The sequence below is a fragment of the Martinezella lusitana genome, from assembly GCF_016901135.1.
GTDB classification, from domain to species: domain Bacteria; phylum Pseudomonadota; class Alphaproteobacteria; order Rhizobiales; family Rhizobiaceae; genus Rhizobium; species Rhizobium lusitanum_D.
Map to the genome: position 1 here is coordinate 516,515 of NZ_JAFEVL010000045.1, position 13,412 is coordinate 529,926.

Genomic DNA, 13,412 nt, shown 5'->3' on the forward strand with positions numbered 1-13,412 from the left:
ACAGGCCTCGGCCGCAGATAGGCCGAGGCGCAATTCGCAATTGGCTTGTTCAGGCGCTGAGCCCGGTAACGCCCTCGACGGACCAATCCCAATTATAGAGGTCGTTGTCGGTCATCGTCTGGCCGGCAGCGATACGGACCTTGCCGGTCGAATCCTTGATCTCACCGGCAAAGGGCGACCAGCCGCCGACGATCTTATCGCGCACCGCATCGGCAGCTGCTGCAACATCAGCCGGGACCTTTTCGCCCCATTTGTCGCGGTCGACGCCGGCGCCCATGGCGAAGAGTGTGTTGGCGGGCGTCCAGGTGCCGGCAAGCCGCTTGCCGACCTGATCGACATAATACTTGCTAAAATCGATGAGGACGGATGAGACGTAGGAGTTCGGGCCGTAGCGGCGGATATCGGTGTTCCACATGGCGGCCCAGACGCCGCGCTTTTCGGCGACCTGCAGATAGCCGGCTTCGTCCATGATGCCGAAGAGGAAATCGCAGCCATTGTCGATCAGCGCCGTGCCGGCCTGCGTTGCCGCCTGCGGGTCGAACCAGGAATTGATGGCGATGGTCTGCAGCGTCGCATTCGGATTGACCGAGCGCGCGCCCATCAGAAAGGCGTTGGTCGAGGCAAAGACGGAAGCGACCGGGAAAGAGGCGACATAGCCGAGCTTGCCGGACTTCGACAGATGACCGGCCGCAACGCCGATGACGTAGGTCGGATACCAATGGGCCAGATAGTACCAGCCGAGATTGTCCATATCGACGCGGCCGTCGCATTCGAGGAAGGCGACATCGGGCGCCTGCTTGACGACGGCGTGCAGGAAGTCGCCGTTCGAGGAGGTGTCGAAGATGATGTTGGCGCCTTCGCTGACGAACTGGCGATAGGTGCGGGTCGCATCGGCGGAATAGGGGATGTTTTCGACCTCGAGGATCTTTTTCAGCTTCGGATAGGCCGCCTTGACCGCAAGCAGGCCCTGATGGTGCGCCCAGGTCCAGCCCTCGTCCGAAATCGGGCCGACATGACCGAAGCCGACGACCGCATCCTCTTCCTTGATTGCGGGAAAGGCGGCGGCGGCATGCGCCTGGCTGGCAAGGCCCGCGGGCAGCATCAGGGAGGCTGCACCGGCAGCGCTCATATTTAGAAATCCGCGACGGGACAGCGAACGCAAGTCAATCATGGAACCCCTCTTTTGATTAGGTGCGCCAACGGCGCCCGAGTGTAATCGACGCAACAATTATGCCAGTTGCTGTGCGATGATCTGTCTGATGCCTGTTGGTCGATAGCGATCCGCTTTGCAAAGCCTCTTGAATTTCAAAAGGCAGCGCGGCTAGAATGCCTAAAAGTGAAGCATGTTTATTTTTTATGCAAAGTGGACATTTTTGATGCGTAACGTGGGCATGGATAGAACGAGCGGACTGTCTGCGGCATGATCGAGGCGGCGCGTTTTGTCTTTCGGGGGCGGATGGTGTGCGACAGTTTCGTCGAGTTTGCCCGCCATCGTGCGCGCCGGCTGGATCTGGACATCGAGGTCGGGGCCTGCGACGCGGGATCCGCGACGCTTGCCGTAAGGGGCCAGAATGATCTTGTCGACGCCTTCGAAATGGCCTGCAGCCTCGGGCCTTATGATTGCGTTATCCTCGATATCGAGCGGAGTGGCTTATGAAACTGGAAGCAGGATGGGTACCGGTGGCGCTTTCGGCGTCGATCGAGGCTGGAACCTCGGCCGGCGCCGTGGTCGATGGCAGCGAGATCGTTGTCTGGCGCGACAATAGCGGCAAGGCGCATGTCTGGGAGGATCGTTGCCCCCATCGTGGCATGCGCATGAGCTTCGGTTTCGTTCGCGGTGATCACATCGCCTGCCTGTATCACGGCTGGCAGTATGATACCGCCGGGCAATGTCGTTATATCCCGGCGCATCCGACCCTTGAGGTGCCGCAGACCATCAAGGTGCCGACCTATGCGACCGAGGAGAGATATGGGATCGTCTGGACGACAGCCGCAGGGGACACTTCGCTGCCTGAAATTGACGGCGTAACCGAGGTGACCCCGGTGCGCAGCCTCTACATCGAGCGCGGGGCAGATGATGTCGCCGCCGCATTGCACGAGAGCGGCGCCACCGATCTCGGCTTGTTGCAGGTGGGCGATGACCGTCTGCTGGTGGCGCTGCAAAGCATTTCGCTGAACAAGACCGCCCTGCATATCGTCATTGCCGGTGCGCCTGCCGTGCATGCCGGCGCCAAGCAGAAGCACTATGCTGTTTGGGCCGAAAGGCTTCGTTTTGACCTCGAGCAGAAAGCGGAGGTCGCCTGATGGCCGGCATCACGCTCTATAATTACGAGATGGACGAGGGAAGCTATCGCATCCGCCTGCTGCTTTCGATGCTGAAGCTCACCTATACGACGATCGCCGTCGATGTGTTTCCCGGGCACGAAGAGATGAAGCCGGCCGTGCTGACGCTCAATCCCCTGGGAACGATGCCTGTCCTGAGCGACAACGACCTCGTGCTGCATGGCACGGAGGCGATCCTTGCCTATCTCGCCAAAGCCTACGATCCGGCGGGCCTGTTGCTGCCAGAGGATGCGCCAGCCTTTGGCGCCACCGTGATGTGGCTGCATTTTTCCGCAACAGCGCTTGCGCCCGCCGTGGCGGCGCGGCTGAAATCCCTGTTCGATACGCCCGGGGATGAGGCCGCCCTTTACGCCGGCGCGCGCAAGGCCTTCCGCATCATGGATGACCATATGACGCTGCGCCAGTTCGATGGCTGCGAATGGTTCGTCGGCGACGGCCCGACGCTTGCGGATCTGACGCTGTTTCCATCCTTCGCGCTCAGCCGCGACTATGGTATCGATCACGATGACTATCCGGCCCTGCGCCGTTGGGTGCGGCGCTTCCGTGCCATCGAAGGCTTCCGCACCATGCCCGGCATTCCCGATTATCACTGATCTCGAATTGGATATCCGATGACGCTCACACGTTTTTCCGTCAAGCCACTTTCGACCATGACGCGCACGCTCGCCGATGTCGCCTCGGCACGTCGCGAGCCGGATCTGGTGATTAAGGGCGCGCGTGTACTGTCGACCTATTCGGAGCGGATTCTCCCCGACAAGGAGATCTGGGTTTCGGGCGGCCGTATCGCCGCAGTCAAGCCGGCCGGCAGCTACCGGGGCGGCGGCGCCAAGCTCTATGACGCCAAAGGAGGGATCATCGCGCCCGGCCTGGTCGATCCGCATATCCATATCGAATCCAGCATGGTGACGGCCTGCGCCTATGCGGAAGCCGCCCTCTTGAACGGGACGACGACCATCTTCTGCGACAGCCATGAGATCGGCAATGTCATGGATGTCGCCGGCGTCGAAGCGATGCTGGAGGATGCGCGCCATGCGCCCCTGTCGATCTTCCTGACGGTGCCGAGCACGGTGCCGGCAACCTCGCCGCAGCTGGAGACGGCGGGCGGCGATTTGACGCCGCAGAAGATCGCCGATCTCTTCGACAAATGGCCGGAAGCGCTGGCGCTCGGCGAAAAGATGGATTTCGTGCAGGTCGCGATGGGCGACGAGCGCAGCCATGCGATCCTTGCGGCGGCCCTGGAGCGAGGGCGGCCGGTCTCAGGCCATGTCTATGGCCGCGAATTCGTCGCCGCCTATGCGGCATCCGGCGTGACGGATACGCATGAAGCCATCGACCGGGAGATCGCCGACGACCTGCTGGAAGCCGGCATCTGGCTGTTCCTGCGCGGCGGCCCGCCCACGACGCCCTGGCACAGCCTGCCGCATGCCATTAAGACCATCACCGAGCTCGGTGCGTCGCATAAGCGCATCGCCGTCTGCACCGACGATCGCGATGCCGAGGACCTTCTGCTCTTCGGTCTCGATTGGGTAACGCGCGAGGCGGTCAAGGCCGGCATGACGCCGGAGCAGGCCTGGGCCATGGGCTCGTTGCACGGCGCGACCCGCTTCGGCATGGAGGGTGAAATCGGCGGCCTCGGCGGCGGCCGCCGCGCCGACCTGGTGCGCTTGACCGACGACCTGAAGCCGGTCAGCACCTGGTATGGCGGCGAGCTGGTGGTCGAAGACCGCAAGATCACCCCTGTTCTCGATGCGGCGCTGTCCAATCCCTACCGCTATCCGGAGGCGGCCTATCACACGGTGAAGCTGCCGAAGGCGCTGAAGCTGACGCCGGAACTGCCGACCGGGGCGGTGATCGCCCACACGATCAAGACCGAGTTGCCGGGCATCACGCTCGGGCATGTGACGATCGAGCTCGAGCCGGCAAACGATTGGCAGACGCATTTTGACCGTCACGGGCTCTGCTTCGTGACCGTGGTCGAGCGTCACGGCAAATCCCCCGGCAACGTGGCCTATGGTCTCTTGAACAGCTTCGGCCTGAAGAAGGGCGCGGTCGCCTCCTCCGTCGGGCATGACAGCCATAATATCATCATCGCCGGCACCAACGAGGCGGATATGAAGGTCGCCCTCGATGCGATCGAGGCCGTGCAAGGCGGCGTCTGCGTCGTCATGGACGGCAAGGTGACGGCGATGGTGCCGCTGCCGATCGCCGGGCTGCTGTCTGACAAGCGCGTGCATGAGGTTGCGGAAGAGGTGAAGGCGCTGAAGGTCGAATGGGAAAAGGCTGGCTGCACCATCGCCTATATGGGCTTCAACCTCATCCCGCTCTCCGTCATCCCGGAAATCCGCATCACCGACAAGGGCCTCGTCCTTGTGCCGGAAATGGTGATCGAGCCGCTGTTCGAGCCGGCATGACATTCATCTACATTTTGCCATCCAGCCATCAGCTGCCATCTTGATGGCTGGATGTGAGGCGCTTATATTGGTGGGGATAGGAGACCAATATGGCTGAACCTCAACTATCCGTTCGCAGCGCTAAGGCACGTGACCTCGCTCATCGGCTTGCCCGGCGCGAGAACCGCACCATTGCCGATATCGTCGAACGGGCACTGGAATCCTACGAAATCCGCGAGGCCGGTCGTGAACCCGCATCGTCTTTTTATGCTCGTATGGCTATGAGCGATGGTGAGGATATCGATCTGGAGGCCGTCATCCGCGAAGGACGGCAAGCTAATCACGGAATAGATCTGTGATATTTCTCGATACCAATGTCGTCTCGGAAACGTTCCGGAAGCTGCCGGACGCGGCTGTGATCTCGTGGCTTGGTCGGTATGATGCAGAGGTCGCGCTTTCCACCGTGGTTATCGGCGAAATCGCCTTCGGTATTCAGAAGATCTTACCTGATCAACGTGCGGCACGGCTGGAGCAACGATTGTCGGAATGGCGCCGCCGGTTTGCTGATCGGCTTTTCGGCCTCACCGAAGAGGCTGCATTGGCTTACGGCGAGATCATGGGGATCGCGAAACGACAGGGGCGGCCGATGTTGACGGCCGACGGCATGATCGCTGCCATCGCGCGCGTTAATGGGGGCCGCCTGGCGACTCGTAATTTACCCGATTTCCAGACTACGGGCCTTGAACTCATATCACCCTGGGAATTCTAGTATCGCGCCAAGTTCAATAATCCCTCGCGATCATCTCCGCCGCCTTGGAGCCGATCGCCATGGCAGGCGCATTGGTGTTTCCCGACGGTATGAAAGGGATGATCGAGCAATCGATGACCCTGAGGCCTTCGATGCCGCGCACGCGCAGCCTTCCGTCGACCACTGACATCGGATCGCTCTCCGGCCCCATGCGCAGGCTGCCGGAGGGATGGTAGTTGGTCTTGACCGTCTGGCCGGCAAACTTGGCCAGCGACTCTTCGTCCTGCAGCGCCCGTCCGGGTAGGATCTCATCGGCGATCTTTGATTTGAACGGCTCGGTTTCCAATAGCTGACGAGCGACCTTCAATGAGGCGAGTGTCAGGCGCAGATCGTCCGGATCGCCGAAGAAATTGCAGTCGACCAAGGGCTGGTCTGCCGGATCTGCTGAGCGCAGCTTGACGCTGCCGCGTGCCTTTGGCCGCAATAGGCAGGAGGTGAAGGTGACGCCGTAGGTCGGCTTTGCCGAGGAGACGTCGCGGTCGAGGTAGACGATCGGCGCGCAATAGAGCTGGATCGTCGGCCGCTCGCCGCCATCGGGATCGTAGAAGACGCAGGATTCGATGCCTGTCGTTGTCACCGGCCCGGAGTTGAACAGGAGATATTGCAGGCCGTTGCGCAGCATCGGCCAGCCCTTGTCCTCGCCGAAATAACCGGATTTACCCTTGGTGGTGGCGATGACCGGGACCTCGTGATGATCCTGCAGATTGGCGCCGACGCCTGGAAGATCGAGCACGACGCCGATGCCATGCTCGCGCAGATGATCGGCCGGTCCGATGCCGGAGAGCATCATCAGCTTGGCGCTGTTATAGGTGCCGGCTGCGACGAGAACTTCGCGGGCGGCCCTGACCGTATGCGTTTTACCATTCTGCGTGTAACTGACGCCGGTCGCGCGGCCGTTTTCGATGACGATGCGATCGACGCGGGCATCGGTGACGATCTCCAGACGCTCATCGCCGGCAAGCGGATCGAGAAAGGCCTTCTTGGCGTCGGAGCGTTCGGTCTTGCCGCCCCATAGTCCATAGGTGTGCTGCATGATGCCGACGCCGTTTTGCCTGGCGCCGTTGAAATCCGGATTATAGGGATGGCCGAGGCCCTGGGCTGCGAGCAGGAAATCCTGCGTCGTATCGCAGGTGTAGCCGGGTTCAGAGACGCGGAGATTGCCCGCGATACCGTGATAGTCGTCGTTGAAGCGGGTATTACCTTCGATGCCTCTGAAATGCGGCAGTATGTCAGCATAGGACCATTCCGCACCATCGCCGAGATGGGCGGCCCAGTGGTCGTAATCCTCCTTCTGGCCGCGCATATAGACCATGGCGTTGACGGCGCTGCCGCCGCCGAGCGCCTTGGCGACCGGAACGATCGGGCCGCGGCCACCGAGCTGCGGCTGGGCGACCGTGTGATGCATTTCGAGGAAGTCGTCGCGGGCGAGATATTTCATGTAGCCGGCGGGAAAGGCCATAAGCTTGGCGGTATTGCGCGGACCGCGCTCGATGATGAGCACGGAGAAGCCGAAATCGCGCACGAGCCGCATGGCAGCGACGCAGGCAGCCGAACCGCCGCCGGCAATGATGAAATCATATGTCTTCGCCACCAAAGCTTCTCCGGCTTGATACTACGCATCTGCCAGCGCCGGATGGGCGCTTGGCTTGCAAATCCTAACGGCAACCTTCTTCAAATCATCTTTGTTGGTCAAACGATTAGCGTGCGGATCCCGTGGAAATTCTTAAGCTAGCGAAGCCGCTCGCCCTGCTTATCGAAGTAGCGGCGGCGCTCGGGCGGGCAGCGCAGATAGAGCGTATCGCCGCGCTCGATATCAGGCCCTTCACGATATTCGGCGATCAGGGTCTGGCCGTCTTCCGTCTGGCAATAGAGGTAGCGGGTGCCGCCCAGATCTTCGGTGACGTCGACCGTGACCTGAACCGCGTCCTCCTGATCGGATGTGACGATCAAATGTTCCGGGCGCATGCCGAGCAGCAGGCTTTCGCCGGCTGACGGCTTGTGCTGTGCGAGATCGACCCTGATGATACCGTTGCCGACCTTCGCCATCCCTTCGCCGGACCATGTGGCTTCGATCATGTTCATGCGTGGCGAACCGATGAAGCCGGCGACGAAGCTGTTGGCCGGATCCTCATAGATCTCGCGCGGACTGCCCACCTGTTCGATCCGGCCGTCCTTCAGGACGACGATCTTGTCGGCGAGCGTCATGGCCTCGGTCTGATCGTGGGTGACGTAGATCATGGTATTGCCGAGTTCGCGGTGCAGCCGGGCGATTTCGATGCGCATGGAGACGCGCAGTTCCGCATCGAGATTGGACAGCGGTTCGTCAAAGAGAAAGACGTCCGGCTTGCGCACGATCGCCCGGCCGATGGCGACGCGCTGGCGCTGGCCGCCCGAAAGCTGGCCCGGCCGCCGCTCGAGCAGATGGTCGATCTTGAGGATCGCTGCGGCGGAGCCCACACGCTGCTCGATCTCGGCCGCATCGGCTCGGGCCATTTTCAGCCCGAAACCGAGATTGTCGCGCACGCTCATATGCGGATAGAGCGCGTAGGATTGAAAGACCATGGCGATGCCGCGCTCGGAGGGATCGAGATCGGTGACATCGCGGCCCTTGATGGCGATCTCGCCGTCGGTGACTTCCTCAAGCCCGGCAATCATCCGCAGCAGGGTGGACTTGCCGCAGCCGGAAGGGCCGACGAAGACCACGAAGGCGCCCTCCGGCACGTCCAGATCGATGCCGTGAATCACCTCCAGCCCGCCGAAGCTCTTGCGGACGCCGGTGAGCCTCATGCCGTTCTTTGTCATGTCAGGCCCCACGACTCTGGTCGGCGCGAATCCAGACCAGCATCTCGCCCGGCTCGCGGTTGTCCCAGAGATGATAGGGCACGAAGCGCGCGGTGGCCGCTCGGCTCTTCGGTGGCGTCGTTCGATAAAGGTCAGATCCCCAGTCGGCCTCATCGCGCGTGACGGGAATATCGAGTGCAACTGCGCCTTCCAGGACCGCTATTTCCGCCGTCTTTGCCGATGCCGGGTCGCCGGCAAGTGAAATGCCGTTGAGGTCTTGACCATTGTCGGTGGTCTCGACGCAATAGACGAGCGGGCCGCGCATCAGGGCCGCACGCCCGGCATCCTGGCGAACTCTAGGATTGGCGAACAGGGTACGCGGGATCAGCGGAATGTTGAGGTCGACCTTATCGCCTGCCTGCCATTCCCGTTCGATGCGGGCATAGCCGTCGATGGTAACGGCCGAGAGATCGACGGGCTTGCCGTTGACGGCAAGCGTTGCGTCTTCGGCCCACTCCGGTATGCGCAGCGACAGCGCGAATTCAGCGTTGCGATCGGGATTGACCTCGAAATGGATGGCTCCATCCCAAGGATAGCGCGTCGTCTGGGCAAGCGTCACTGTCACGCCGCTCGCCAGCGGCACGCGGGCCTTGCTCTCGCCATAGAGATGCACGGCGATCTCGTTGTCTGCTGCAGCATACATGTAGGAGCCGACCGAAGCGAGCAGGCGGGCGATATTCGGCGGGCAGCAGGGGCAATGATGCCAGGTCCAACGATGATGCTTGCCGGCGCTCTCCAGCGGGTTTTCATAGAAGAAGGTCTTGCCGTCGAGCGACAATCCGGCCATCGCGCCGTTATAGAGCGCCTGCTCCATGATGTCGGCATAGCGGCGGTTCGGGCCGCGCCCGAGCATGCGGTTGGCCCAGAAGACCAGCCCGACCGAGGCGCAGGTCTCGGCATAGGCGCTTTCGTTCGGCAGGTCGTAATAGTCGGTGAAGCCTTCGTTGGAGGCAGCCGGGCCGATGCCGCCGGTGACGTACATCTGCTTGGTCGTCAGATCGTCCCAGAGCGTTTCCAGCGCCGAGGTCAGGGTATCGTCGTTATATTCGGTCGCGATGTCGGCCATGCCGGAATAGAGATACATGGCGCGCACGGCATGCCCCACAACCTTGGTCTGGTTGCGGACCGGCTGATGGGCCTGATTGTACTCATAGGTCTTCTGCACGAATTTCTTCGGGTCGCGCCCGTCGCGCAGCGCTTCCTCGGTGAAGAAATGCGGCTCCTGACCGCGCTCGTCGATGAAGTATTTGGCGAGGTCGAGGTACTTCTTCTCAGCCGTGACGCGGGCGAGCTTGACGAGCGCGAGCTCCACTTCCTCATGGCCGCAATAGCCGCGCAGCTGCTCTTCGCCGTGGCCGAAGACGGTGATCATATAGTCGGCAAAGCGGCTCATGATATCGAGCAGTTTGCGCTTGCCCGTCGCCTGATAATAGGCGACCGCTGCCTCGATCAGGTGGCCGGCGCAATAGAGCTCGTGATGATCGCGAAGATTGGTCCAGCGGCGGCCGGGCTGGACGCGTTGGAACCAGGCGTTCAGATAGCCGTCCTCGTCCTGCATCTTGCCATACATGTCGATGATGGCGTCGGCGCGCGCCTCCAGTTCCGGATTGGGCCGGCGATAGAGCGAATAGGCGATGGTCTCGATCGATTTGCCGAGATCGCTATCCCAGAACATCTGCGTCGAGCCCGACCATGTCTGTAGGGGGATGACGATGCCCGGGCTTGGCTGGCCGACGTCAATGGCCCGGATCATGCCGGCCTCGACGCAGCGGTCGAGCAGCGTGGCGGCGGTCGAATTGCAGATGGCATCCTGGCGGTCGCCGAACAGGCCGGCGAGCTCGACATTCGGAACGGGCAGGGGGCGGAACTGGCGGCTTTGCTTATCTGACATGGCTTTCATCCGTTTGTTTGAAGGGGTCATTTCACCGCGCCGGCCATCAGCCCGCGCATGTAGTAGCGTTGCAGAAGCAGGAAGACGATGACGCAGGGGATAGTCATCACGGCGATGCCGGCCTGGACCGCCCCCCAGTTGACGGCGCCGAGGCGCCCGGTCCTGACGGCGATCATCAGCACCGGTAGGGTAAATTTCTCATTGCTGGAGAGAAGTATCAGTGCTGCCAGGAACTCGTTCCAGGCATTCAGAAAGGCGAAGATCGCGACTGTTGCGACGCCCGGCAGCACCAGCGGAAACAGCACCCGGAAGAGAAGCCTGAGGTCGCGCGCGCCGTCGATGCGCGCGGCCTCCTCGATTTCCTTGGGCACCGCGTCGAAAGCGTTGCGCATCATGAAGACCGAAAAGGGCAGTTGCAGCGTCACATAGACCAGCGTCAGCCCGATCAGCGAATTGTTGAGGCCGAGCTTCGCCAGGATGATGAAGAGCGGTGTCAGGATCGATTGAAAGGGGATCATCAGCGTTGCGATGACCAGTATGAACAGCGCGCCCTTGAAGGGGAATTGATAGCGCGAGAAGCCGTAGCCGGCGAGTAGGCTGACGATGACGGTCAGCAGCACCGTGCCGAGAGAGACGAAGAGCGAATTCAGCGTGTGCTGCACGATGCCGGCGCCGAAGCCATCGAGCGAGCGATAGGCATCGAAGCTGAAGCCGGTCGTCGGCCAGGGCGGCAGCGGCGGCAGGCTCGCCTCGCTACCGTGCCGGAACGACGACAGGAGCGCGATCGCAAAGGGCGCGAAGAAGAAGATAACGATGATGATGCCGACGCCGTGATAACCGACACCGCCCCAAAGCTTGCGCCTTGCGCGGCGCTCCCTCGCACTGGTCATGGCCGGTCCTCACCGACGCGCAGCAGCCAGAGCTGAACGATGCTGATCAGCACGAGGATGACGAGCAGCGCGATCGAGAGCGCTGCGCCATAGCCGAGATTGAAGGAAACGAAGGACTGGTTGAAGATGTAGTAAACAACGGAAATCATTCGGTTCTGCGGCCCGCCGCTGGTCATGATGTAGAACTGGTCGAAGGCGAGCACCGAGCCGGTGATGGAGATGATCAGCGCGAGCGCGATAGTGCGGCGCATCAGCGGCAAGGTCAGGTGCCGGAAGCGCTGCCAGCGTTTCGCGCCATCGATGCGGGCCGCTTCGGTGAGTTCGGAGGGGATCGCCTGCAGGCCGGTGAGCAGGATGATCATGGTGAAGCCGGCGATTTTCCAGACGACCATGACGATGATCGTGGCGAAGGCCATGTCGAAATCGGCGAGCAGGTTCGGCCTCTTATCGACCAGACCGAGCGCCAGCGCCACCGGCGCGAAGAAGCCGCTATCGACATTGGCGAGCCAGACCCAGAGCAGCGACGCCGTCGCAAGCCCGACGACGACGGGAAGGAAGATAATGGTGCGGTAGAAGCCGACGAAGGGCCGCTGCTTTTCCACATAAAGCGCCAGCGGAAAAGCGACGGCGAAAATCGCGATGGTGACGATGACGGTGTAGTAGGCAGTAAAGCGCAACGCCGCCATGAAACGTATGTCGGAGACCATGCGCGTATAGTTGCCGAAGCCGATCCAGCGCGGATTGCCGAGCAGCGGCCAGTTATGCAGGCTCATCCAGACGGTGAAGACGACGGGGAGAATGAAGAAGACGATGACGAGCGCCATGGCCGGCGCGATATAGAGAAATCCGTGCCAGCCGGCACGCCTTCGCCTCTTGCGAAGCCGCGCGGTTGCGATAGCTCCAGGACCAGCCATGGAATGCTCCCGATGTTGCGATGGAAGGACCGGGGAACCTTGAGGCTCCCCGGCATTCACGCGCCTATGTTACTGGGCGTTGTCGATGATCGACTGCATTTCCGATTGGGCGCTGGCAAAGGCGCCGTCGACGTCGCTTCCGAAGATGGCGGCGTTGGTGAAGCCAGCCCAGGGTCCGTTGGCGCTGTTGATCAGGTCATTGAACTGCAGCGTATAGGGCGTCTTGGCGACCGATATGGCCTTGAGGCCCACCTGCATCCGCGGATCGAGGCCTTGCAGCACCTGGTCGGCGATATCGCCGCGCGTCGGCAGGCTGCCGTACTTCGCCATGATCTTCTGTCCCTCGAGCGAATAGGTGTATTCGAGGAATTTTTTCACCGCGTCGAGCTTCTTGGTACCCTTGGAGATGACGAAATTGTCGCCGCCCGCAAAGGACGACGGCTTGCCGTCGACGCCGGGGATCAGCGTCACCCCGAAGTGGATATCGGGATATTGCGTGATCAGCGTGCCGATCGAAAAGGCGCCGATGCTTTGCTGGCCGATCCTGCCGTTGCTGATGCTGAGGAAATTGGCGCCGTTGTCGCTGGCGGCCCCCGCCGGCACCAGATCCTTCTTGACCATGTCACGATAGATGCCGACCGCCTTGCGCATCTGTGGCGTGTCGAGCGTGGCCGTCTTGCCGTCGGCCGAAAGGATGTCGGCGCCCGCACCCCAGACGAGCGGCGTGAAGGTGAAAATCATGCAGCCGCCACAGCCGCCGCCGGAGAAATAGAAGCCGTAGGTATCGCCGCCGAGCGCGCGGATCTTTTCGGCATTCTGCTCGATCTCCTCCCAGGTGGTTGGCGCCTTTTCCGGGTCGAGGCCGGCCTTCTTGTAGAGATCCTTGTTCCAGGCGAAGACCGAGGTCTCGACCGACAGCGGCAGGCCGTAAACATGGCCGTCATAGGTGCCGAGCTTCACATGCGAGGGCGAGAGCGAATTGAAATAGGGCAAGCTCTTGGCCCAGTCGGTGAGGTCCGCGAGCTGGCCCGCGGCGGCGAAGGCCGGGGTGTAGATAAGGTCCATCGACAACGCGTCAGGGGCCTGGCCGCCTGCGATGGAGGTTGCGTATTTCTGCACGAGTTCCGAGAAGGGCACCTCCGTCAGGGTGACCTTGTCGTCATGGCCGGCATTGTAGGCCTCGACGACCTTCTTGAAGGAATCGCCGATGCCGCTGCGCACCCACATGGAGATGTTTTCGGCGGATGCGGCGGATGCAAGGCATAGGGATATGAGGCCGGTTGCGGCCAGAAAGCGCTTCATCATGTTTCTCCTCCCATGGGGCAACTCCCGTGC

General features: G+C 61.7%; 13 protein-coding genes. 6 read left to right on the forward strand and 7 right to left on the reverse strand.

Annotated features, from left to right (window positions below; all coding sequences use genetic code 11):
- Positions 1–49 precede the first annotated feature (49 nt).
- Positions 50–1,171 (reverse strand): BMP family ABC transporter substrate-binding protein, encoded by a 1,122-nt coding sequence (locus tag JTP94_RS18240; protein ID WP_204851882.1) that lies wholly within the window; start codon positions 1,169–1,171, stop codon positions 50–52.
- Positions 1,172–1,420: 249 nt separating this feature from the next.
- Between JTP94_RS18240 and JTP94_RS18245 the strand changes: the two genes are divergently transcribed.
- The 6 genes from JTP94_RS18245 (at position 1,421) to JTP94_RS18270 (ending at position 5,502) form a co-directional block, all read left to right on the forward strand.
- Positions 1,421–1,657 carry a hypothetical protein gene (locus JTP94_RS18245; RefSeq protein WP_246755036.1) on the forward strand — a complete coding sequence of 79 codons (237 nt, stop codon included), beginning with the start codon at positions 1,421–1,423 and terminating at the stop codon, positions 1,655–1,657.
- Positions 1,654–2,304, forward strand: coding sequence for a Rieske (2Fe-2S) protein (locus JTP94_RS18250; protein WP_204851883.1), 651 nt, complete (start codon positions 1,654–1,656; stop codon positions 2,302–2,304). Before JTP94_RS18245 ends, JTP94_RS18250 begins: the two co-directional genes overlap by 4 nt.
- Entirely contained in the window at positions 2,304–2,936 is a 633-nt protein-coding gene (locus JTP94_RS18255) for a glutathione S-transferase family protein (RefSeq protein ID WP_204851884.1), read from the forward strand. Before JTP94_RS18250 ends, JTP94_RS18255 begins: the two co-directional genes overlap by 1 nt.
- A gap of 18 nt (positions 2,937–2,954) precedes the next feature.
- Positions 2,955–4,754, forward strand: coding sequence for an adenine deaminase (locus JTP94_RS18260; RefSeq protein ID WP_204851885.1), 1,800 nt, complete (start codon positions 2,955–2,957; stop codon positions 4,752–4,754).
- Between the two features lie 89 nt (positions 4,755–4,843).
- Positions 4,844–5,092: a hypothetical protein gene (locus JTP94_RS18265; protein ID WP_037192288.1), complete on the forward strand. Its 249-nt coding sequence runs from the start codon at positions 4,844–4,846 to the stop codon at positions 5,090–5,092.
- Entirely contained in the window at positions 5,089–5,502 is a 414-nt protein-coding gene (locus JTP94_RS18270) for a type II toxin-antitoxin system VapC family toxin (protein WP_204851886.1), read from the forward strand. Before JTP94_RS18265 ends, JTP94_RS18270 begins: the two co-directional genes overlap by 4 nt.
- A gap of 13 nt (positions 5,503–5,515) precedes the next feature.
- Here the strand turns inward: JTP94_RS18270 and JTP94_RS18275 are convergent, their stop codons facing one another.
- From JTP94_RS18275 to JTP94_RS18300, 6 genes are all read right to left on the reverse strand, one after another.
- A complete protein-coding gene (locus JTP94_RS18275) occupies positions 5,516–7,132 on the reverse strand; it encodes a GMC family oxidoreductase N-terminal domain-containing protein (protein WP_204851887.1) in 1,617 nt (538 codons plus the stop codon).
- Positions 7,133–7,269: 137 nt separating this feature from the next.
- The gene (locus JTP94_RS18280; RefSeq protein ID WP_204851888.1) at positions 7,270–8,343 is read right to left on the reverse strand and encodes an ABC transporter ATP-binding protein; all 1,074 of its coding nucleotides are present in this window, start codon (positions 8,341–8,343) and stop codon (positions 7,270–7,272) included.
- 1 nt (position 8,344) lies between these two features.
- Positions 8,345–10,273: a glycoside hydrolase family 127 protein gene (locus JTP94_RS18285; protein ID WP_204851889.1), complete on the reverse strand. Its 1,929-nt coding sequence runs from the start codon at positions 10,271–10,273 to the stop codon at positions 8,345–8,347.
- 26 nt (positions 10,274–10,299) lie between these two features.
- Positions 10,300–11,163, reverse strand: coding sequence for a carbohydrate ABC transporter permease (locus JTP94_RS18290; RefSeq protein WP_204851890.1), 864 nt, complete (start codon positions 11,161–11,163; stop codon positions 10,300–10,302).
- Positions 11,160–12,077: a carbohydrate ABC transporter permease gene (locus JTP94_RS18295; protein WP_204851891.1), complete on the reverse strand. Its 918-nt coding sequence runs from the start codon at positions 12,075–12,077 to the stop codon at positions 11,160–11,162. Before JTP94_RS18295 ends, JTP94_RS18290 begins: the two co-directional genes overlap by 4 nt.
- Before the next feature lie 69 nt (positions 12,078–12,146).
- The gene (locus JTP94_RS18300; protein WP_204851892.1) at positions 12,147–13,382 is read right to left on the reverse strand and encodes a sugar ABC transporter substrate-binding protein; all 1,236 of its coding nucleotides are present in this window, start codon (positions 13,380–13,382) and stop codon (positions 12,147–12,149) included.
- Positions 13,383–13,412: the final 30 nt, after the last annotated feature.